This window comes from Aquirufa echingensis (genome assembly GCF_042714525.1).
Classification (GTDB): Bacteria; Bacteroidota; Bacteroidia; order Cytophagales; family Spirosomataceae; genus Aquirufa; species Aquirufa echingensis.
Genome location: NZ_JBBKYA010000002.1, coordinates 552,626 through 572,823, shown reverse-complemented (window position 1 = coordinate 572,823; position 20,198 = coordinate 552,626). Strand labels below are relative to the sequence as shown.

The following is a 20,198-nucleotide window of genomic DNA, read 5'->3' as shown; positions in this document are numbered from 1 at the left end:
TTATTCATAAAAAAATAGATAAATTGTGTCTGGATTTTATTTGAATAAATCCAATGTTAAGTCCTTGAGTTAGCGCGTTTGCTCGAAGCTCTTTATTTTAAAAACTCTATGAACCACCTCGTAAAAAATGAGTACGGATTTTGCCAAGATGGCAAAGTGTACATCAATGCCTATTTAAACTTCCCTCAACGTGAAATTGGATTTGTTCGCAATACTGAACAAGAAGCTTTAGACTACTTTGTCAATCGCTTTGAATTAGCTAAAACCAAAGTTATTCAGCTAGCATCCGAAATCAATGATGTTCAAAACAAAGGATCTTATTTGACCAAAGTCGTTCAGATGAAAGCCTATTTGGCTGAATTTGATGGCTTGGGTGATTTTGTGCCACTATTTAAGCAGCTGGATTCATTAGAGGTATTCTTGCGCGATTTGATCCAAAATAATCAAATTAAAAACCTCGAAATCAAACGTGCCCTTATTGAGGATGCGAAAGCGATTGCGGGTCAAGAAGATGTCTTGCAAGCGACGGAAGATTTGATGGAATTGAAAGCCAAATGGGTGAAGACAGGTCCAGTTGACAAGCAGTTTCAAGATAGCTTAACGGAAAGTTTTCAAGCGGTGATGGATGATTTCTTCTTGCGTCGTCGGGCGTATTTCGAAGAGAAAAATCGCCAGATTGATGAAAAGATTGCGCTGTTACAGGGCTTCATCGATTCTGTTCACCAATTGCGTAAAGCGGAAGATTTGGATGACTCAATTATCAAAGTAAAAGAATTGCAAAAAGAATGGAAGAATGTCGTAGGCTTGCCTCCAAAGAAACAATCCATGTTATGGAAGAATTTCAAGAAGGCTAATGACATGTTCTTTGAAAAATATAACCGCGTCAAAGGGATTGAATACAAACCTCGGGTAGATCCTCGTATTCAAGAGTTGACTTCCATGACAGGTGAATTGGAATTGAAATTACATGACCAAGTAAATATCGTTTCCACGGCTGATTTGGCTAAGGCTTATTTAGTCAAATGGAAAGAAATCACGGCACAAATTAAATCGGTTGACCGCCAAATGGCTGAACGATTCCGGAATGTCTGTGATAAGATATTTGAGATGAATTATCTATTACGTGTGATTTCCTATCGCCATCCTGCTTTGAATGAAAAACCGCGCATCGAGCAGTTGAAGATCATGATTAATCAAATGGATTACATGACCAAAAAGGAGCGAGGCGAGTTAGAGGATTTCATTGCGCAAGCAGAAAGTGACCGTCAAATGGAAGAGAAGCCTGTCATCAGTAAAATCAATACGCAGAAGCGTAAGATTAGCATGAAGGAATTGCTTTTGACCGGCTTTAAAACAGAACTTGACGCTTTATTAAACGCTTAATAAGCCCATCTCATTTCCTAGTGCAGGAAGGTCTAAACCATCAAATGTTCCGGATGACATCATCAGGAGATTCGCATTTGACCAGGTTTGGGCCAAAATTACCTGTTTCAGTGTTTCCGCATCACGGATGACTTTCAGATTCGGATGTTTGAAATAGGTTTTCACAACGGATTCTTCCATACGATCCATGCGTTTGATTTCGCGCGCATGTTCGCTTAAATACACAATCGCTTCATCCGCTAGATTCAAAGTTTCCGCATATTCAGGTAAGAATGCCGGATTTAAACTGCTGAATGTATGTAGCTCTAAACAGGCCACAAGTTTACGGCTTGGAAATTGATTCTTTAAAGCCTGCGTCGTTGCTTTCACTTTCGATGGTGCATGTGCAAAATCCTTATACAATAAGCTTGTTTCCGATGAAGCTACTAATTCCAAACGCTTCGCTGCACCTTTGAATGTGGCAATCGCCTCATAAAAATCGCTTTGATTTACGCCAATTTGCTCGCAGATTAAGCGTGCACCATTCAAGTTTTTCAAGCTATGTTCCCCGAAAACTTGAATCGGATACGACTTGCCATCTTCCCCTTTCAGAATAGTCTGGCCATTGTCAATTTTCGCTGGATGTGCCTCATATCCCGTTTTTTCGCAATGTTCAGGGCAGTCGGCCGTTAAATGATTTAGTACCGAATCTGTTTGGTCAAAGAATAAACTACCTGCTTTGGGTAATCCCGCGATCAAAGTTTTGAAGGAGTCTGTGTAGGATTCAAAGGTTGGATAGACATTGATATGATCCCAGGCTATTCCTGAAATCAAGCAAATATGCGGCTGGTATAAAAGAAATTTCGCCCGACGGTCAATCGGAGATGCGAGGTATTCATCCCCTTCGATGATGATGATCGGAGCATCGGATAGGGAAGCCATGAGTTCAAAGCCTTCGATACGGGCGCCAACTAAATAGTCAAACTTCCGTCCTAAGGTTTTAAGTACATGCAAAACCATGGAGGTAATGCTCGTTTTGCCGTGACTTCCTGCAATGACGATGCGTTGCTTGTTAAGGCTTTGCTTATATAAAAAGGATGGATAGGATTCTACGGGAATACCTAATTCCTGGGCTTTCAGTAATTCTGGATTGTCAGGACGCGCGTGCATGCCCACGATGACCGCCTCCAAATCTGTCGTTATTTTTTCTGGGAACCAACCAAATTCCTCAGGTAAGATGCCGTGTTGGGCTAATAAACTTTTGGAAGGTTCATAAATCTCATCGTCGGAGCCACTAATTTCGTAGCCTTTTGTTTTCAATGCTAATGCTAAATTGTGCATGGCAGCGCCGCCGATTGCGATAAAATGTATTTTGGGCATAATAACTTAATCTGTAATTCGTTTGCAAAGTACATACTTTTATTGCAGTTTTGCACGTTTTTCCACAAACTCAAGTACGCTTGAGTACAATTCATCTGACTGAATGAAAAATTACGTCGATCTAATTGATCAAACCATTGAATTTCCAACGCGTGAATTCAATATCAATGAGAATAATGAGTTGTTGTTTAACAACGTCCCCTTGATGGAAATCATCAAACAATATGGTACGCCGTTAAAAGTTTCCTATTTACCTAAGATCTCAGAGCACATCGAAAATGCCAAATTGCTTTTTCGTAACGCTATTAAGAAATATAATTACAAGGGTAATTATACCTATTGCTACTGCACAAAATCTTCGCATTTCTCCTTTATTTTAGAGGAAGTTTTGAAGCAACATGTGCATTTAGAGACATCCAGCGCATTTGATATTCCGATTATCCGGGATATGTACAACCAGGGAAAAATCTCAAAGTCGACTTATATTCTTTGCAATGGTTACAAGCAACCTTTGTACACGCAATACATTTCGGAATTAATCAATGATGGATTCAATTGCATTCCTATCCTTGATAATTTGAAAGAAATCGATTTTTACGAGAAGTCGGTAACTGCCGAAAAAGCCAATCTAGCTATTCGCATTGCGACAGATGAGGAACCTGATTTTGCTTTCTATACCTCGCGTTTAGGCGTTCGTTATTCAGATGTGATCTCTTTATATGAGGATAAAATTAAGCCGAATCCGAAGTTCAACTTGAAGATGTTACACTTCTTCATCAACACAGGTATCAAGGATTCAGCCTATTATTGGTCGGAGCTAAGCCGCTTCATTTACAAATACTGTGAATTAAAGAAGGTTTGCCCTGAACTGGATTCCATTGATTTGGGTGGTGGTTTACCTATCCAAACGTCGCTTCAGTTCAACTATGATTATCAAGCGATGGTGGATGAAATTGTGGAATCTATCTCATGGATTTGCAATAAAAACAATGTGCCCGTACCGAATATCTTCACGGAATTCGGTTCTTATACCGTAGGGGAGAGTGGCGCGGTTTTATATGAAATCATTGACCAAAAATTGCAAAATGATAAAGAGTTGTGGTACATGATCGATGGTTCTTTCATTACGCAATTGCCTGATTCATGGGGCATGAACCAAAAATACATTATGTTACCGGTTAATAACTGGAGCTCACCTTATCAAAAGGTGAATTTGGGGGGATTGACTTGTGATTCGATGGATTTTTATAATACGGAAGCGCATAGTTCCGATTTATACTTGCCGATTTTCGAAGAGGATCAAGAGCGTCAATATGTAGGTTTTTTCCACACCGGAGCTTATCAAGAATCATTAGGAGGTTATGGTGGAATTCAACATTGTTTGATTCCTGCGCCTAAACACGTTATCGTAGACCGATTGGAAGATGGGACGATTACTACGCGTTTATTCCAAGAGGAGCAAGCGAGCGGTTCGATGTTGCATATTTTAGGTTACAATAATCCGGCTGATAACACGGTTGTTGCAGACGCCAGCAATGAAGTGCCAAAAGGAAATACAAAGAAATTAGCTTCTGTTTAACTCAATATATCATGAAAAAAATTATCGCAATGAGTGTTTTGGCTGGTATGATTTTGAGCTCATGCTCTCAACAAGCCAACTGCCCAGCTTATGGAACGACACGTGCGGATGCTCCAAAGGTAAAAAGAGCTTAGTCCTCCGCCCAGTCGAAACTTTTTGTAACAGCTTTTTTCCATTGCTTCCGAAGCTTTTCTCTGCTTTCGGCTGGCATGTTTGGCTTCCAGGTATGGGCAATCGCCCAGTTTTTCCGCAAGTCATCCAAGTTTTCCCAATAGCCCACGGCTAGACCAGCAGCGTACGCAGCCCCTAAGGCTGTCGTTTCAATGATTTTCGGGCAAATAACTTCTTCGCCTAAAATATCCGATTGAAATTGCATCAATAATTGGTTGACCACCATGCCTCCATCTACGCGCAAGGAACTAATTGCAATTCCTGCATCTTTTTCCATGGCTTCTAATACCTCCCAGGTTTGGAAAGCGGTCGCTTCGAGCGCTGCACGTGCGATATGTGACTTATTGATGTAACGTGTTAATCCCACAAGGACACCACGCGCATCTGATTTCCAATAGGGTGCATATAGGCCCGAAAATGCTGGGACAAAATAGCAACCTCCATTATCATCTACGAGTTTCGCGAGTTTCTCGATATCGGGACTGTTTTTAATGATTCCCAAATTATCGCGCAGCCACTGCACGAGTGCTCCGGTAATTGCAACAGATCCTTCTAGTGCATAATGCACCGGTTCGTTGCCTAATTGGTAAGCAACAGTGGTCAGAAGTCCATGTTGGGAAGGAACCGGTTTTAAACCCGTATTCATCAACAAGAAACATCCTGTTCCATAGGTATTCTTCCCTTGGCCAGGATTAAAACAAGTCTGACCTACCAACGCGGCTTGTTGGTCCCCCAAAATCCCCGCCAAAGGCACACCTCCCAAAACACCTTTCGCATAACCATAGACCATGGAACTCGATTTGATTTCAGGAAGCATCTTTTTGGGGATATTCAGGACTTCTAGGATTTCGTCGTCCCATTGGCACGTGGCTAAATCCATCAATTGGGTTCTGCTGGCATTGGTCACATCCGTGATGTGAATTCCCCCTGCTGTCCCCCCTGTTAGGTGCCATGCAATGAAGGTATCCATGTTGCCAAAAAGAGCATCGCCTTTTTCAGCATCTGCACGGAGGCCTTCGATGTTATTGAGTAACCAGCGTAATTTTAAACCACTAAAATATGTGGCCAATGGTAAACCTGTTTTAGCACGAAAACGATCCATGCCACCATCTTTGGCAAGCTCAGCTAATTCGTTTCCTACCCGCGTATCTTGCCAAACCAAAGCATTGTAATACGCTTTTCCTGTGTGTTTGTTCCAGGCAACGGTTGTTTCCCGTTGGTTGGTAATTCCCACCGCAGCAATATCTTTCGCTGAAAGGTTGGCCTTCCCTAAGGCTAAACCAATCACTTCTTGCGTGTTTTTCCAGATTTCAGCGGGATCATGTTCGACCCAACCGGCTTGCGGATAAATTTGTTTATGCTCTTTTTGGCCTACGGAAATAATTTCACCGCCTTTGTTGAAAATAATAAAACGCGAACTGGTGGTTCCTTGGTCAATCGATCCGATGTACATGTTCGTATTAATTTAAGGTCAACAAATATGCACCTAAAACAGCACCAGCAGCTGGTCCTAAGACTGGAATCCAGGCATATCCCCAATCGGAATCGCCTTTGTGCTTAATGGGTAAAATGGCATGCATGATGCGAGGACCTAAATCACGGGCAGGATTAATCGCGTAGCCAGTTGTTCCGCCTAATCCTAGGCCAACGACCCATACTAAAATTCCAACCATAAATGGTCCTAAGCCTGTTTCGATGGTGCTGAATGTTCCTAATGCTAGTACTGCCACAGCAGAAGCAAAGGCTTCAGATAGAAAATTGAATGGACTATTTCGAATAGCAGGATCCGTACAAAACGAAGCTTTTATTGCACCTGCATCTTCTGTGATATCGTAATGTGGTTTGTAATGTAGCCAAACTAATAATTGCCCAAGCATAGCTCCCAATAATTGTGCCCCAATGAAGGTCGGGAACAAACTCCAATCGCCTGATTTGACGCAACCAGCAATCGTAACAATCGGATTTAAATGAGCTCCTGAACTTCCGAAATAAGTGGAAACAAAGATGGCAACCGTTACGGCAAAGGCCCAAGCAGCTGCGATGGCTAATAATCCGGTTCCGTTTCCTTTGGTATTTTTTAAGAGGACATTGGCAACAACGCCATTTCCGAGGTATAATAAGGTAGCTGTTCCGGCTAACTCGCCGATAAAAATGGAGCTCATAGGTTTAGATATTCTTGTTGGTTTATCAAAACTATAAAATCTTCGCAATAAAAAAATTATCTTTGAGTTCAATTTTGAATCAACAGAGTCCTATGCGGGAAGATTATTTAACAGGGGATGCGGAAGCATTGAATCCACAGGAACGTGAGATCGATAAAGCCTTACGTCCGTTGAGTTTTTTCGATTTTACCGGTCAGGGAAAAATCGTTGATAATCTCAAAATTTTCGTAGGTGCTGCTAAAGCCCGCGAGGAAGCCTTGGATCATGTCTTGTTGCACGGCCCTCCAGGATTAGGTAAAACGACACTTTCGCATATTATTGCAAATGAGTTAGGCTCTACCTTGAAAATCACCTCAGGTCCTGTCTTGGATAAGCCGTCTGATTTAGCCGGATTGTTGACGAATTTGCAACCTTTTGATGTGTTATTTATAGATGAAATTCATCGCTTGAATCCTATCGTGGAAGAGTATTTATATTCGGCCATGGAGGATTATAAGATTGATATTATGTTGGATTCTGGCCCGAATGCCCGGAGTATCCAGATTAGTTTGAATCCTTTTACCTTAATCGGTGCTACCACACGTGCGGGCCTTTTGACTTCGCCATTACGTGCTCGGTTTGGGATTAATGCCCGTTTGGAATATTACGATGCCAAATTATTAACGGGTATCGTTAAGCGTTCCGCACAAATTTTGAAGATGCCTATCGAAGAGTCGGGGGCATTTGAAATTGCGCGCCGGAGCCGAGGAACTCCGCGTATTGCCAATAATTTACTGCGTCGGACGCGTGATTTTGCCCAAGTAAAAGGCAATGGAGAAATTGATGTGCGCATCGCACAAATTGCTTTGGATGCCTTGGATGTAGACCAAAATGGCTTGGATGAAATGGATAATCGGATTTTGATGACGATTATCGAGAAGTTCAAAGGTGGGCCTGTGGGACTAACGACTATTGCCACGGCTTGTGGTGAGGAAGCAGAAACGATTGAGGAAGTTTATGAGCCCTTTTTGATTCAAGAAGGATTTTTAAAACGTACTTCACGTGGACGTGAAGCGACCGAAAAAGCCTATCGTCACGTAGGTATTGAACCCAAAGCTCAAACCGGATCTTTATTTTAATGCGTTATCTTATCTGTTTTTTATTGTTGGCCTCCACCTGTTTTGGCCAAAAGGTGCAATCTTTTGATGTCATCGTCTATGGCGCTACACCAGCTGGTGTGATGGCAGCTTATGCAGCAAAAGCGGCAGGGAAAAAGACTTTGCTGATTGATGCTTCAACAACGTTACCCTATGCCCAACAAGGCTTTGGGATGAAATTTGATTTGAATCCTGCCCAAATTCATGGATTACCTCGCGACTTTTTTCGTAAAGTAGGTGGGAAATTGGGAAAGTTTCAAGCCTTTGAATTTGAGTCCTCCATGGGATATGAGGTTTTACAGGCTTATTTGGATGACGCTAAAATCGTTGTTTGGCCAGGGCATCAGGTAATAGCAAGTTTGGTTGAAGGAAATGAGGTCAAACAATTGAGTTTGCAAGCTGAGGAAGGGGTAAAATTAGTGAAAGCCAAATCTTATATTGATTGTTCCTACAACGGAGATATGTTGTTGAAAACGGGATATCAAGCCACCAAGGAATTGGAAGAAGATGGGATGGGCGGGTCAACTACTCGGTTGATTTATGCTGAACCTACTTGGGCAAATTTGCAAGCGCCTGTTTTGATTGCCGGGAAAGGGGTCGATGTAATCAACATGCAATTGGGGCAGTCGGCGGCCATCAAAGCCGTGGAGTCTATTTTGCGCGATATTCCTGTTGGCAAAATAAGCACCGAGGAAGTCGATCGTTATTATAAATTCAATCCTTGGATGGATGGCTCTCGTCCGGAGTTAATCGTCGATGATGCGGAGGCGGCGAATATGGAGATCATCGGGCATTGGAATAAAATCAAAAATCAGCCAGGTACATTTGGCGGAACATATTTGCAAACAAATCCTTTGGATGATTTGGGTTCTCGCGTACGATTTACCTCTAAAACACCGTTGAAAGGTGATTACCAACTTTATTATTACATTCCTGCCGTACGAGGAGGAACTACCGTGATTAATTTAGAGGTGTATGTTGCCAAAGTTCGCCATGTGGCGACGCTTCGTTTAGCACCAAACACAACGGAAACTTGGGTTCCGGTGGGGACCTATCATTTTGAAGACAATACAACAGGCGATGTATTGGTATCACAGCGTGGGGCCAATGGCCTTCTTACTGCAGATGCCATTTTATGGTTACCAAAAAATAAATAAGTATGAAAAAGTTATTGATTTTACTCATGGGAATGCTTGTAAATTCGGCCGCATGGTCACAATTGGTTTATCCGAAAACCCGCCAGGTGGAACATACGGATGTCTATCATGGTGTCACCGTGGCAGATCCCTACCGCTGGTTGGAGGATGATAACAGTGCCGAAACAAAGGAATGGGTGAAGGCCCAAAACAAAGTTAGTTTTGGTTACTTGGAAACCTTACCCTTACGCGAAACTTTCAAGAAGCGCATCGAGCAATTGAGTGATTACGAGAAAATTTCTGCGCCGTTCAAGCGAGGCGATTGGTTTTATTTTTACAAGAACTCGGGCTTGCAAAATCAATCGGTCTTGTATCGCCAAAAAGGTTTAACAGGTACTCCAGAAGAGGTATTGGATCCCAACAAATTATCTTCGGATGCTACGACGCGTTTGACTGTTTTTAGCCTGAGTAAAAATGGTCGCTATGCTTGTATTGGATTGAGTAAAGGCGGGAGCGACTGGCAGGTTTTTGGCGTAAGGGATATGGAAACGGGTCAAGATTTGCCGGATCAATTGAATTGGGTGAAGGTAAGTGGCGTTGCCTGGAAAGGGGATGGCTTTTATTATTCGCGCTATCCGGCGCCCGCAGAAGGCAAAGAACTAAGTACGAAAAATGAAAATCATCAAGTTTGGTTTCACCAAGTAGGTACCTCACAAAGTCAAGATCGATTGGTCTACGAAGACAAGAAAAACCCGCAGCGCTTTCATACGATGAGCACATCGGAAGATGAAACCTTAGCCTATTTGACGATTAGCGATCGCGGCAAAGGCTTGGATGGCAATGCATTGTGGTTTATTCGTACGGATGTTGTTGGTGATGTCTTCCGACCGATCGTCCGCGAACCGGGTGCCTTTCATTACTCGGTCGTTGACAATGAAGGGGATCGCCTAATTTTAGAAACAAACGATAGCGCTCCCAATGGGAAATTGATGGAGTTGACCTTGGCAAAGCCGGAAAAGGCAAATTGGAAACCTTTGGTACCTGAACGTTCGGAGCCATTGCAGGCTGTTACGAGTGCGGGTCACCGACTGTATTTGACGTATTTAAAAGATGTTACTTCGCGTACTTTGATTTACAATTACAACGGAGTAGGCATCGGATCTGTGAAATTACCTGGTCTAGGTAATGTAAGCGGTTTCCATGGCGAGAAGGAGGATAAGTATAGTTTCTTTACTTATTCGTCATTCAACTTTCCGCCAACGGTTTACAAATATGAAATTGCTCAAAACACGAGTAAAATATTCCAAAAGCCTCATTTGGCCTTCAAGCCCGAAGATTTTCAAGTGATTCAAAAGTTCTATACGAGCAAAGATGGGACGCGTGTTCCGATGTTCATTGTGAGTAAAAAAGGCTTGGTATTGAATGGCAAAAACCCAACGATTTTGCACGGATATGGCGGGTTTAACATTAGTTCTACGCCCACTTTCACCGCAAGTTTAATGGCTTGGTTGGAAAAAGGTGGAGTCTATGTATTGGCAAATTTACGCGGCGGGAGTGAGTATGGGGAGAAATGGCATCAGGCAGGTATGAAGCTTAATAAGCAAAATGTCTTTGATGATTTTATTTATGCAGCGAAGTATTTAATCAAACAAAAATATACTTCTGCGTCGTATTTAGCCGCTTCAGGTCGGTCGAATGGAGGATTGCTTGTGGGGGCGGTTATCAACCAACATCCTGAATTATTTGGCGTGGCATTGCCAGGTGTTGGGGTAATGGATATGCTACGTTTCCAAAAATTCACAATCGGTTGGAACTGGATCGCAGATTACGGCTCAAGTGATAATGCGGAAGAATTTAAGGTGTTGTATAGCTATTCGCCTTTGCATAACATCGAAGCAAAAGCTTATCCTGCGACTTTGATAACCACAGCGGATCATGATGATCGTGTGGTTCCTGCGCACTCATTTAAGTATGCGGCAACTTTGCAAGCGAAGAATACAAGTAAGAATCCGGTGATTATTCGGATTGATACAAACAGTGGACATGGTTCGAGTAATACGGCGAAATTGATTGAATTGACTGCGGATATGTATGCCTTTGCTTGGGCGAATATGGGTAAATAAAAAAGTCCCAGACAGCGTCTGGGACTTTTCAATCTTTTCTGGGCAATTGCTCAGGAAAGATTATAACTAATCAACCTTAACTCGTCTGACAGCTCCGTCGGCGCCTTGGCTAACACGGATGAAATAGACACCAGCACCTGCTTTCTTGATATCGATTTGTCCCAAGTAATCTCCTTGGAAATCTTTGATTTGCTCATTGGCTAATTCTTTGCCGTTGACATCAAGGATTGAAATCGATACATTTCCTTTTTCGGGGGCGTTAAACTTTACGCTAATTTTTCCATTGAAAGGTTTGTTGGGCGTAGCTTTTAAGCCATGAATGGTTTTGGAGCCTTCACCTAGAACGTCTTTATGGATTTTACGGAATGCTTTCATGCGATCACCTGGGCCATCAAATTCGAATTTAAATTCACGAGGACCTTGGATATCCTCAGATATGATGTTGCCGTCTTTATCGCCTTTGCGAATAATCATGACACGTTTTTCTTGACCAGGAGTGGGTGAACCGGCATGGCGTTCAATGACAACATCGCCGCCTTTTAGTTCTTTTTTATTCACATCCATGCGAATAATTTTCTTTCTGTCTCCGGAGATTTTCACTTCTAAATCAAGCGAGTCAGATAGCTTTTTGATTTCGCCTTCCGCCTTGCTGATGTCGGAAAAGTGACGCTCAATAACTTTTTGCTTACCGTTGTCATCAACAACAATTTTGATCGTTGCTTCTTGTTTTTCTTGAGCCCAAGCTGTTGTACTCGCGAAGGCCAAAGCGGCCGTTAGAATAAAATATTTCATACGTTATTTTTTTAATGCGGAGCAAACTTACGAAATGCCTTTGAATCTTGTTTGTTAAGAAGTGTTAAGAGCTCTTTTATCCTCCCTGCATTTTGATAAATTTGTGCTTTCGATTTTTATAATAAAATGACTCAAAAGAAAATACGCTTGATTATTGGCTTGATGACCCTCGCATTGCTGGGGCTTATTGCTTTTCAGGCATATTGGCTGGGGTTTATGTTGGAGACCAAGAAGGAGCAATTCGCATCCGACGTACAAGATGGGTTGGCACAGGTGGTTCGAAAATTGGAAAAGCAAGAACTCGTGATGCTTGCAGAACGCCATAAAACCTATGAGGCGCACCAACAAAAAATAAAGGATTTGTCTACTAAATTAGCTAGCCTTAAACCGAAACGCCCGGTTGCGCCAACGCCTGCAGATTCCCCGATTGCGGAGAATTTTATTGGTCCTGAAGGTATTTCAAATAACCAACGAGGTGCGATTCATAATGAAGTGCGATCCGACATCATGTATGTTCGAAAATCATTTTTGCTTCCCAATGGACAGATTGCTGAAATTACGGAGGAGTATCAAGTTGATGTGGATCCGGAACAAGATATCCAACGGCGCTTGCAAGAAGACCAGCAGATTGCTGATTTGTTAGCGCCCCGAGTTCAAAAACGCCAGCGGGCAATGCGACATCGCCAGTTTATCAAAAAAGATACGAAAACGCGTGTTAAAAAGGAGCAATTGCCTTTGAAGCCGTCCGTAGCTGATGTTGCTCCCAAAGAAGTTGACAAAGTGATCCAAAAAACTGCTTTAGCGAGAGAGGTTTTTTCGGATTTTTTGTTCAAAGAGCGCCCGATTCCGCAACGCGTTGAACCGCATTACATCGATAGTATGTTACGCAAAGAATTAGCCGCGAAACATATTCAATTAAATTATGCCTTTGGTATTGCTCCGCAAGCACCCAAGCAAGCGAAAGATTGGATTTTTACTTCCAATTCAAGCATCAAAAAACATACGCCACAATTCATGGCGGCACTTTTCCCGAATGACCTGCATGCCTCGGGTCAATTCTTGCATGTGTACTTCCCTGACTCGATGGGCTTCATTTGGCAAACGATGGGCTTGAATTTATTAGGCTCCGCGATCTTGCTTTTCATCATGGTCGGCTGTTTTTACATCGCCATGATGACTATCCTCAAGCAAAAGAAATTGGCCGAAATCAAAAATGATTTCATCAATAACATGACCCATGAATTCAAAACGCCCATTTCAACCATTTCCCTAGCTACCCAGCTGATTCAGGAAGATGCCAGTGTACATGAAAATGCAAGTATTCAACGCTATTTGGGGATAATTAAGGATGAGAATGTGCGTTTAGGCCAACAAGTAGAGCGCGTTTTGCAAACGGCTCAAATGGAACGGGAAGAAATTGTGTTGAAAAAGAAAAAGGTTAATATGCATGAACTGATTCTGCAGGTTATTGAGATGAATCAGCCGATGTTGATGGCCAAAAATGGGGTGATTCATACCGCATTTTCGGACCATCCTGCAGAATTATTGATTGATGAAGTTCACATGAGTAATGTGATAAACAATCTGATCGACAATGCGGTTAAATACAGTGCTGATGCTCCCGAGATTACGATTGAAACGAAAGTCATTGATTCGACATTTACGATCTTAGTTACTGACAAGGGAATCGGGATGCAAAAAGATGTGTTAACCCAGGTGTTTGAGCCCTTTTACCGGGTTCCCACAGGTAATGTGCATAATGTCAAAGGCTTTGGCTTGGGATTGAGTTATGTGAAGAAAATTGTTGAAGCACATGGAGGGAATGTCCAAGTGAAAAGTCAATTAGGAAAAGGAAGTACATTTGAAATTACGATACCTTATGGCAATTAATCCACAAATTTTATTGGCAGAAGATGACCCTAATTTGGGGCTATTGTTGAGCGAATTTTTAAAGAAAAAGGGCTATGAAGTAGTTTGGGCGCATGATGGAGATCAGGCCTTGGACTTTTTCGTTAAGGGGACTTTTGATCTATGCGTTTTTGATGTCATGATGCCCAAGAAAGACGGATTCTCTTTGGCCAAAGATATTCGCGCGACTCATTTAGATGTGCCCATTATTTTTTTGACGGCCAAATCCATGGAAGAAGATACCTTGCAAGGGTTTAAAGTGGGGGCGGATGATTACCTAACCAAACCATTTTCTATGGACGTACTCGTTGCGCGCATGGAAGCCATTCTGCGTCGGGCCCATTCGGATAAATCTTTACCGGCTTTGGCAGATGAAATTCAATTAGGCGATTTTACATACTATCCGGCGAAAATGCGCCTGGTTTTTCAAGGGAACGAACAAAAGTTTACCCCAAAGGAAAACGAGCTCATGAAGTTATTGTGTGAGAACTTAGGCCGACCGGTTAGTAGGTCCTATGCACTGAAATTGATTTGGGGAGATGATACCTATTTCAATGCGCGCAGCATGGATGTATACATGACAAAGCTACGCAAGTTGTTAAAAGAAGACCCTCGCGTACAATTATTGAATTTGCACGGCGAGGGTTTCCGATTGAGTGTGGACTAGTTGATGTGCGTATAGCCCGTATAAGGAACCAAAACAGCTGGAATCTTAATGCCATCTCGTCCTTGGTTATTTTCCAAAATAGCAGCCACGATACGAGGCAATGCTAATGCTGATCCGTTCAAGGTATGACATAGAATTGATTTTCCCTCGATCTTCGTACGCAATTTCAAGCGATTTGCTTGGTACGTTTCAAAGTTGGAAACCGAACTCACTTCCAGCCATCTTCCTTGTGCCGCCGACCATACCTCCATGTCGTAGGTCAACGCAGATGTAAAGCCCATATCTCCACCACATAGTCTTAAGACACGGTAAGGCAATTCTAATTTTTGTAGAATGCTTTGCACATGCAAGGACATTTCTTCTAAGGCAGCGTATGAATTTTCCGGTTTTTGAATCTGTACAATTTCGATTTTGTCGAATTGATGTAAGCGATTCAAGCCACGTACGTGTGCGCCCCAAGAGCCCGCTTCCCGACGGAAACATGGCGTATGGCCTACGTTTTTGATGGGTAATTCTTTCTCGTTGACAATCACGTCACGGTACAAGTTGGTAATAGGTACCTCAGCCGTTGGGATTAAATACAATCCTTCTGCTTGGGTTACATACATTTGACCTTCCTTGTCAGGCAATTGTCCCGTACCAAATCCTGAATCTTCGTTGATCAAGATAGGAGGTTGGATCTCATAATAGCCAGCCTTGATTGCTTCATCCAAGAAGAAGTTGATCAATGCACGCTGCAAACGAGCTCCTTTTCCTTTATATACCGGAAATCCAGCACCCGTAATTTTATTACCTAAATCAAAGTCGATGATGTCATAATCTTTAATCAAATCCCAGTGGGGTTTGGCTCCTTCGTTTAAGGTTGGGATAGTCCCCCAGTTTAAAACGACTTCATTGTCTTCCGCAACTTTTCCTTCCGGAACAGAACTGTGGGGAAGGTTCGGAAGCGTAACGAGCAAGTCGGTTAATTCTTTCTCCGCGACACGTGCCGCTTCTTCCATGACTTTGATATCACCTTTTAGTGCGGCTGTTTCTGCACGCTTTCCTTCGGCTAACTCCTTCTGTCCAGATTGCATAAGCGCCCCAATTTCCTTGGCAGCAGCATTGGATTTTTCCAAAGCCTGCTCTGCTTGTTGGAGCAAGGACTTCCGTTTGTCGTCCATCGCGATGAGTTGGTTCACAATTTCAGCAGCATTAGCTACGTGTTTTTTTGTTAAACCGGCAATCGTAAGTTCCGTATATGTACGGATAAATGGAATCGTTAACATGGCGTTCGTTTAGAAAAGTCCTTCGTTCAATGCGTTTAATGCATCATTTTTATGTTTGGCATCAACCAAAAGTGAGATGTTATGCTCAGAAGCTCCGTAGGATATCATGCGAATCGGGATGTTTTTGATGGCATCCAACACTTTGATCGCAATTCCTTCTTTGTCAGCCCAGAAATTACCCACGATGCAGATAATTACTTGGTCTTTATCTGGATCTTCTAACTCGGCAAATTCACGCAGTTCACGCATGATGGCATCCAAATTCGCGGTTTGATCAATCGTTACCGAAACTGAAACTTCGGATGTTGTGATCATGTCCACGGGTGTTTTGTATTTTTCGAAAATCTCAAACACACGCTTCAAGAATCCATAGGCATTCAACATCCGAGTCGAGTGAATGTAAATAGCCGTGATATTGTCTTTGGCTGCGATGGCTTTGATTTCTACATCTGTCGATTTTTCCGAAATCAAGGTTCCAAAGGCGCTTGGCTCCATGGTGTTTTTCAAACGAACAGGAACACCTTTGATTTTAGCAGGCGTAATTGTGCTTGGGTGCAAAATCTTTGCGCCAAAGTAGGCTAATTCGGCTGCCTCTGCGAATGATAATTCCCGAATCGGGAAGGTGTTTTTCACGATGCGCGGGTCATTGTTGTGCATTCCGTCGATGTCCGTCCAGATTTGGATTTCTTCGGCTTGAATGGCACCTCCAATTAACGAAGCGGTGTAATCGGAACCTCCACGTTTCAAGTTGTCAACTTCGCCTGCTGGATTGCGGCAAATGAAACCTTGTGTGATGAAGATTTGCTTGTCTTTGACAGGAGCTAAGGTTGCCGCTAATTTCGTTTCGATTTCAGCCATGATTGGCTCATTGTCTTCATCGATAACCATAAAATCCAAAGCAGGTAATAATGTTGAATTTACTCCTTCTTCTTGCAAATAGGCTTCGAAAATTTGCGTCGATAACAATTCGCCCAAAGCGACCATTTCCTTCTCTTGTTTAACGGTATAAGGTACCGTAGCGATCAGGTTGTCGATGAACGTAAATTCCTTCGTAACGATTGCTTGACCTTTCGCAAGACCCGCAGGCGTTTGGTAAAGCTCGGTTAAAAAGGCATCGTAATGCGCACGTAAATCAGACGCTTTGGTTTTCGCCTCCGTTTGATTTTGTGCGATTAATGATTCTGAAATGGATAACAATGCGTTCGTGCTACCTGATAATGCAGATAAAACAACAATTTTAGGTTTTCCGTCTTCTGTGATAAGTTGACGAATCGATTGCATTCTTTCTGGCTTTCCTACGGATGTGCCGCCAAATTTCCAAACTTGCATAATAGTATATCTTAATTTATTGCTAACATTTTAATGGCAGTAATCGCTGCCTCATCTCCTTTGTTGCCATGTTTGCCGCCTGCGCGATCCATGGCTTGTTCTTGGTTATTTGGTGTTAATACGCCAAAAATAACCGGTTTATTGTATTTCAAACTCACATTTGTAATGCCATCAGCTACGGCTTGGCAAATGAAATCAAAGTGACGTGTTTCGCCTTGAATGACACAGCCTAAACAAATCACCGCATCGATGTCTGCTTTCACAGCCATCTTTTGTGCTCCTAAGCTTAATTCAAAACTGCCTGGAACTTGAACGCTGACGATGTTTGATTCTTGAGCGCCGTATTTCAATAGTGTATCATAAGCTCCTGTATATAAGGCGCCCGTGACTTCTGTGTTCCATTCTGCGACTACAATCGCGAATCGCTTTTGGGAAACATCCGGCAAGTTGGCAGTACTAAAATCACTTAAGTTTTTTAAGGCAGTTGACATGGTGATGGGGCTAAATCAAGAGGGGATAAAAGCTGATGCTCTTATCCCCTCATGACAATTTCGTAAACTTTATTATTCAGAGATAGAGCTTTCTAATAGCGCTTTATATTTCTTCGCTGGAATTGCTTCAGCAGCTTCTGGATATTTTTCCGTGATTGCTGTGTATGTATCCAATGCCTCTTTCGATTGTTTATTTGCTTCGTATGCGTTAGCAAGTTTCAACAAATAACCTGGCGAAAAGAACTTGTTTGATTTGTAATCAGCTGCTTTTGTATAATATTCGATTGCCTCAGCATAGGATTTCTTTTCAGAATATGCATCACCAATTAACGAATACGCACGCGCTTGAACTAATAAATCGCCGCTGCTGAAATTTTTCAATTTCTCGATTGCGTTATCGTATTTACCTTGTTTCAACAAAGTAATACCCAAATACAAGTCAGCTAAATTTTGTGTGTTGCCACCAAATTCATCCGAAACTTTCGCTAAATCTTTCGATGCAGCTGCTAATGAATCTGATTCAAATGCGTAAACCGCTTTGTATAATTTCTTCTCACCTTCAGCATCTTGTGTGTTTTGGTACCAGTGGAAACCAAAGTATCCCACGATGATCGCAACGACAAGCACTGCAGCACCAATAATAGTTGATTTATTTTGATCGAAAAATCCAGTGACTTTTTCTAATTCGTGTTGAAGTGCCTCCGGGCTTTCAATGATTTCAATGGATTCGTTAACGTCTTTCTTCTTTGCCATAAAATTATAATGCTTTGATACTTTGACTATATGTTGCTAGCCAAAGGACTGCAAAATTATAAAATCTCTTCTATTTTTATCAATTTTAAATGAATCTTTTGCGTTTTATTTTAGAATTTGTTGAGTAAATTGAAGTAAATCGTACTTTAACCTTTGTAAACCTAATTTATACGGATGGCCTTTAATCGCGCGGACCAAATAAAGAAATTATCAGAGCCTTTTGATTTGTGTATCATCGGAGGTGGCGCGACGGGTGCTGGTGTGGCATTGGATGCTACATTGCGCGGTTACCGAGTGCTATTAATCGAAAAAGGTGATTTTGCATCGCAAACTTCCTCCAAATCAACGAAGTTGGTACATGGCGGCGTTCGTTATCTAGAACAAGCTGTCAAAAAATTGGATTGGCAACAATTCAAAATGGTTTACAAAGCCTTGCATGAGCGTAAAATTTTATTGCAAAATGCGCCCTTTTTGGCCCATCCATTAGCTTTATTGACGCCTTGTTATACTTGGTTTGATCGAGTTTATTACCGCATTGGTATGTGGTTATATGATCAAATTGCAGGTCACACAAATTTAGAACCCAGTCGAGGTTTAGGCCCAAAACAAATGCGCGAATTAAGTCCTGCCATTTCGTTGGAGCATGTGCGTGGAGGTGTATTGTATTATGACGGCCAATTGAACGATGCACGTTATGCACTGGCAATTCTCCAATCTGCGGAAGCGGCAGGCGCTTGTGTGTTGAACTATGCGGAACTTACAAGTTTTGTGCATTCTCCCAAAAGTTTAAAAGTCAAGGAGGTTTGTTTTCAGGATGTCATTTCTGGGGAAGCTTATCAAATAGCTGTGAAGGCCGTTGTCAATGCAACTGGGCCCTTTACGGATGCGATTCGTGCCATGGCGAATCCGAAATTAAAACCTCGCATGAAGGTGAGTCGGGGTGCACATATTGTGTTACCGGCAACTTTTTGGCCTGGTAAAACAGCCTTATTGATTCCAAAAACAGATGATGGTCGGGTGATTTTTGTGATTCCATGGCGAAACTATGTGTTGGTGGGAACCACCGACGAGCCTGATACCTTACGTGAAAACCCGCCAATTTTGTCGGAGGAAATCGATTACCTGCTCGATTATTTTAATCGCTACGCTTCGGGAAAAGCCTCTCGATCGGATGTGACTTCTACGTTTGTGGGCCAAAGGCCTTTGCTACAAGCTGCCTTAGATGCTGCTATGGCGTCTGATACCAAATCATTGGTACGTGATCACGAAGTTGAAGTGGATGGCCGGAGTAAATTGGTCAGCATCATGGGTGGTAAATGGACCACTTACCGGGTGATGGCTGCTGATACGATGGACGTCTTAGAACGAGAGGTATTGAACCAAGTTCCCCAACCTTGTTTGACGGCCAATCATGTTTTGTCGGGAGGTAACGAATCTTTGCGCGAACAATTTTTGCAAGATGCCTCTACATTATCAGAATCTACACAACAACATTTATGGGAAACCTATGGCTCAAACAGTTTTGCTTTGCTTCAAGGGGATACCCAATTGTTGCATCCTGACTTGCCTTATATTCAATCTGAAATTGATTATTTGAAGCAACATGAAATGGTGACTTGTTGGGACGATGTCTTGCTTCGTCGCTGGGGGATTGCTTTACGTAACCAGGGCCTAAGTGAGGAAATTAAGGCCATAAAAAAAGAGGCTTTCGCCTCTTAATTAATATTCGTCTTCGTTGAAGAAGAAGTCATCCTTTGTCGGATAATCTGGCCAAATTTCTTCGATGCTTTCGAAGGGTTGACCATCGTCTTCTAATTCTTGTAAGTTTTCAACAACTTCTAAAGGAGATCCGGTACGGATCGCGAAGTCGATTAATTCATCTTTGGAAGCTGGCCAAGGCGCATCTTCTAGGTAGGAGGCAAGTTCTAATGTCCAATACAT

The 20,198-nt window shown here is 42.4% G+C and carries 18 protein-coding genes; 9 read left to right on the top strand and 9 right to left on the bottom strand.

Annotated elements, in window-relative coordinates:
• Window positions 1-108 precede the first annotated feature (108 nt).
• Entirely contained in the window at window positions 109-1,383 is a 1,275-nt protein-coding gene (locus SKC38_RS05165; protein ID WP_377975691.1) for a DUF349 domain-containing protein, read from the top strand.
• Here SKC38_RS05165 and SKC38_RS05160 read toward each other — a convergent pair.
• Window positions 1,372-2,742 (bottom strand): UDP-N-acetylmuramate--L-alanine ligase, encoded by a 1,371-nt coding sequence (locus SKC38_RS05160; RefSeq protein WP_377975689.1) that lies wholly within the window; start codon window positions 2,740-2,742, stop codon window positions 1,372-1,374. The genes SKC38_RS05165 and SKC38_RS05160 overlap by 12 nt on opposite strands.
• Window positions 2,743-2,845: 103 nt before the next feature.
• Between SKC38_RS05160 and SKC38_RS05155 the strand changes: the two genes are divergently transcribed.
• Window positions 2,846-4,321, top strand: coding sequence for a type III PLP-dependent enzyme domain-containing protein (locus SKC38_RS05155; protein ID WP_377975687.1), 1,476 nt, complete (start codon window positions 2,846-2,848; stop codon window positions 4,319-4,321).
• 11 nt (window positions 4,322-4,332) lie between these two features.
• Window positions 4,333-4,455, top strand: coding sequence for a hypothetical protein (locus SKC38_RS05150; protein WP_377975686.1), 123 nt, complete (start codon window positions 4,333-4,335; stop codon window positions 4,453-4,455).
• Here SKC38_RS05150 and glpK read toward each other — a convergent pair.
• Window positions 4,452-5,945, bottom strand: coding sequence for a glycerol kinase GlpK (gene glpK, locus SKC38_RS05145; protein WP_377975684.1), 1,494 nt, complete (start codon window positions 5,943-5,945; stop codon window positions 4,452-4,454). The two genes, SKC38_RS05150 and glpK, sit on opposite strands and share 4 nt — an antisense overlap.
• Before the next feature lie 7 nt (window positions 5,946-5,952).
• Complete coding sequence (locus SKC38_RS05140) at window positions 5,953-6,654, bottom strand: MIP/aquaporin family protein (protein ID WP_377975682.1); 702 nt, start codon at window positions 6,652-6,654, stop codon at window positions 5,953-5,955.
• 92 nt (window positions 6,655-6,746) lie between these two features.
• Between SKC38_RS05140 and ruvB the strand changes: the two genes are divergently transcribed.
• Genes ruvB through SKC38_RS05125 form a run of 3 tightly spaced genes read left to right on the top strand, consistent with a single transcriptional unit; the run spans window position 6,747 to window position 11,049 of the window.
• Window positions 6,747-7,772 carry a Holliday junction branch migration DNA helicase RuvB gene (ruvB, locus tag SKC38_RS05135; RefSeq protein ID WP_377975739.1) on the top strand — a complete coding sequence of 342 codons (1,026 nt, stop codon included), beginning with the start codon at window positions 6,747-6,749 and terminating at the stop codon, window positions 7,770-7,772.
• On the top strand, window positions 7,772-8,947 hold the full coding sequence (locus SKC38_RS05130; protein ID WP_377975680.1) for an FAD-dependent oxidoreductase: 1,176 nt from the start codon (window positions 7,772-7,774) through the stop codon (window positions 8,945-8,947). Before ruvB ends, SKC38_RS05130 begins: the two co-directional genes overlap by 1 nt.
• Before the next feature lie 2 nt (window positions 8,948-8,949).
• Window positions 8,950-11,049: a prolyl oligopeptidase family serine peptidase gene (locus SKC38_RS05125; RefSeq protein WP_377975679.1), complete on the top strand. Its 2,100-nt coding sequence runs from the start codon at window positions 8,950-8,952 to the stop codon at window positions 11,047-11,049.
• Window positions 11,050-11,115: 66 nt separating this feature from the next.
• On the opposite strand, the gene SKC38_RS05120 is transcribed toward SKC38_RS05125, so the two are convergent.
• The gene (locus tag SKC38_RS05120; RefSeq protein WP_377975677.1) at window positions 11,116-11,841 is read right to left on the bottom strand and encodes a T9SS type A sorting domain-containing protein; all 726 of its coding nucleotides are present in this window, start codon (window positions 11,839-11,841) and stop codon (window positions 11,116-11,118) included.
• Window positions 11,842-11,967: 126 nt separating this feature from the next.
• Between SKC38_RS05120 and SKC38_RS05115 the strand changes: the two genes are divergently transcribed.
• Window positions 11,968-13,731, top strand: a complete 1,764-nt coding sequence (locus SKC38_RS05115; protein ID WP_377975675.1) for a sensor histidine kinase — start codon at window positions 11,968-11,970, stop codon at window positions 13,729-13,731.
• On the top strand, window positions 13,721-14,416 hold the full coding sequence (locus SKC38_RS05110) for a response regulator transcription factor (protein WP_377975673.1): 696 nt from the start codon (window positions 13,721-13,723) through the stop codon (window positions 14,414-14,416). Before SKC38_RS05115 ends, SKC38_RS05110 begins: the two co-directional genes overlap by 11 nt.
• On the opposite strand, the gene serS is transcribed toward SKC38_RS05110, so the two are convergent.
• The 4 genes from serS to SKC38_RS05090 all read right to left on the bottom strand — a co-directional run bounded on the left by serS (window position 14,413) and on the right by SKC38_RS05090 (window position 18,257).
• The gene (serS, locus tag SKC38_RS05105; protein ID WP_377975671.1) at window positions 14,413-15,684 is read right to left on the bottom strand and encodes a serine--tRNA ligase; all 1,272 of its coding nucleotides are present in this window, start codon (window positions 15,682-15,684) and stop codon (window positions 14,413-14,415) included. The two genes, SKC38_RS05110 and serS, sit on opposite strands and share 4 nt — an antisense overlap.
• A 9-nt stretch (window positions 15,685-15,693) precedes the next feature.
• Window positions 15,694-17,013 carry an aspartate kinase gene (locus tag SKC38_RS05100; RefSeq protein ID WP_377975669.1) on the bottom strand — a complete coding sequence of 440 codons (1,320 nt, stop codon included), beginning with the start codon at window positions 17,011-17,013 and terminating at the stop codon, window positions 15,694-15,696.
• A gap of 11 nt (window positions 17,014-17,024) precedes the next feature.
• A complete protein-coding gene (ribH, locus tag SKC38_RS05095) occupies window positions 17,025-17,504 on the bottom strand; it encodes a 6,7-dimethyl-8-ribityllumazine synthase (protein ID WP_377975668.1) in 480 nt (159 codons plus the stop codon).
• A 72-nt stretch (window positions 17,505-17,576) separates the two neighbouring features.
• The gene (locus SKC38_RS05090; RefSeq protein WP_377975666.1) at window positions 17,577-18,257 is read right to left on the bottom strand and encodes a tetratricopeptide repeat protein; all 681 of its coding nucleotides are present in this window, start codon (window positions 18,255-18,257) and stop codon (window positions 17,577-17,579) included.
• Between the two features lie 174 nt (window positions 18,258-18,431).
• Here SKC38_RS05090 and SKC38_RS05085 point away from each other — a divergent pair, with 174 nt between their 5' ends.
• A complete protein-coding gene (locus tag SKC38_RS05085) occupies window positions 18,432-19,976 on the top strand; it encodes a glycerol-3-phosphate dehydrogenase/oxidase (protein WP_377975664.1) in 1,545 nt (514 codons plus the stop codon).
• Here the strand turns inward: SKC38_RS05085 and SKC38_RS05080 are convergent, their stop codons facing one another.
• Window positions 19,977-20,198: a DUF2795 domain-containing protein gene (locus tag SKC38_RS05080; protein WP_130895915.1), complete on the bottom strand. Its 222-nt coding sequence runs from the start codon at window positions 20,196-20,198 to the stop codon at window positions 19,977-19,979. It lies immediately after the preceding gene.

Coding starts and splice junctions, on each gene's coding strand:
- ribH (WP_377975668.1), bottom strand. CDS start 17,504: ATGTCAACTGCCTTAAAAAACTTAAGTGATTTTAGTACTGCCAACTTG.
- SKC38_RS05140 (WP_377975682.1), bottom strand. CDS start 6,654: ATGAGCTCCATTTTTATCGGCGAGTTAGCCGGAACAGCTACCTTATTA.
- SKC38_RS05110 (WP_377975673.1), top strand. CDS start 13,721: ATGGCAATTAATCCACAAATTTTATTGGCAGAAGATGACCCTAATTTG.
- glpK (WP_377975684.1), bottom strand. CDS start 5,945: ATGTACATCGGATCGATTGACCAAGGAACCACCAGTTCGCGTTTTATT.
- SKC38_RS05130 (WP_377975680.1), top strand. CDS start 7,772: ATGCGTTATCTTATCTGTTTTTTATTGTTGGCCTCCACCTGTTTTGGC.
- SKC38_RS05125 (WP_377975679.1), top strand. CDS start 8,950: ATGAAAAAGTTATTGATTTTACTCATGGGAATGCTTGTAAATTCGGCC.
- SKC38_RS05165 (WP_377975691.1), top strand. CDS start 109: ATGAACCACCTCGTAAAAAATGAGTACGGATTTTGCCAAGATGGCAAA.
- SKC38_RS05090 (WP_377975666.1), bottom strand. CDS start 18,257: ATGGCAAAGAAGAAAGACGTTAACGAATCCATTGAAATCATTGAAAGC.
- SKC38_RS05085 (WP_377975664.1), top strand. CDS start 18,432: ATGGCCTTTAATCGCGCGGACCAAATAAAGAAATTATCAGAGCCTTTT.
- SKC38_RS05150 (WP_377975686.1), top strand. CDS start 4,333: ATGAAAAAAATTATCGCAATGAGTGTTTTGGCTGGTATGATTTTGAGC.
- SKC38_RS05120 (WP_377975677.1), bottom strand. CDS start 11,841: ATGAAATATTTTATTCTAACGGCCGCTTTGGCCTTCGCGAGTACAACA.
- serS (WP_377975671.1), bottom strand. CDS start 15,684: ATGTTAACGATTCCATTTATCCGTACATATACGGAACTTACGATTGCC.
- SKC38_RS05160 (WP_377975689.1), bottom strand. CDS start 2,742: ATGCCCAAAATACATTTTATCGCAATCGGCGGCGCTGCCATGCACAAT.
- SKC38_RS05080 (WP_130895915.1), bottom strand. CDS start 20,198: ATGTATTGGACATTAGAACTTGCCTCCTACCTAGAAGATGCGCCTTGG.
- ruvB (WP_377975739.1), top strand. CDS start 6,747: ATGCGGGAAGATTATTTAACAGGGGATGCGGAAGCATTGAATCCACAG.
- SKC38_RS05100 (WP_377975669.1), bottom strand. CDS start 17,013: ATGCAAGTTTGGAAATTTGGCGGCACATCCGTAGGAAAGCCAGAAAGA.
- SKC38_RS05115 (WP_377975675.1), top strand. CDS start 11,968: ATGACTCAAAAGAAAATACGCTTGATTATTGGCTTGATGACCCTCGCA.
- SKC38_RS05155 (WP_377975687.1), top strand. CDS start 2,846: ATGAAAAATTACGTCGATCTAATTGATCAAACCATTGAATTTCCAACG.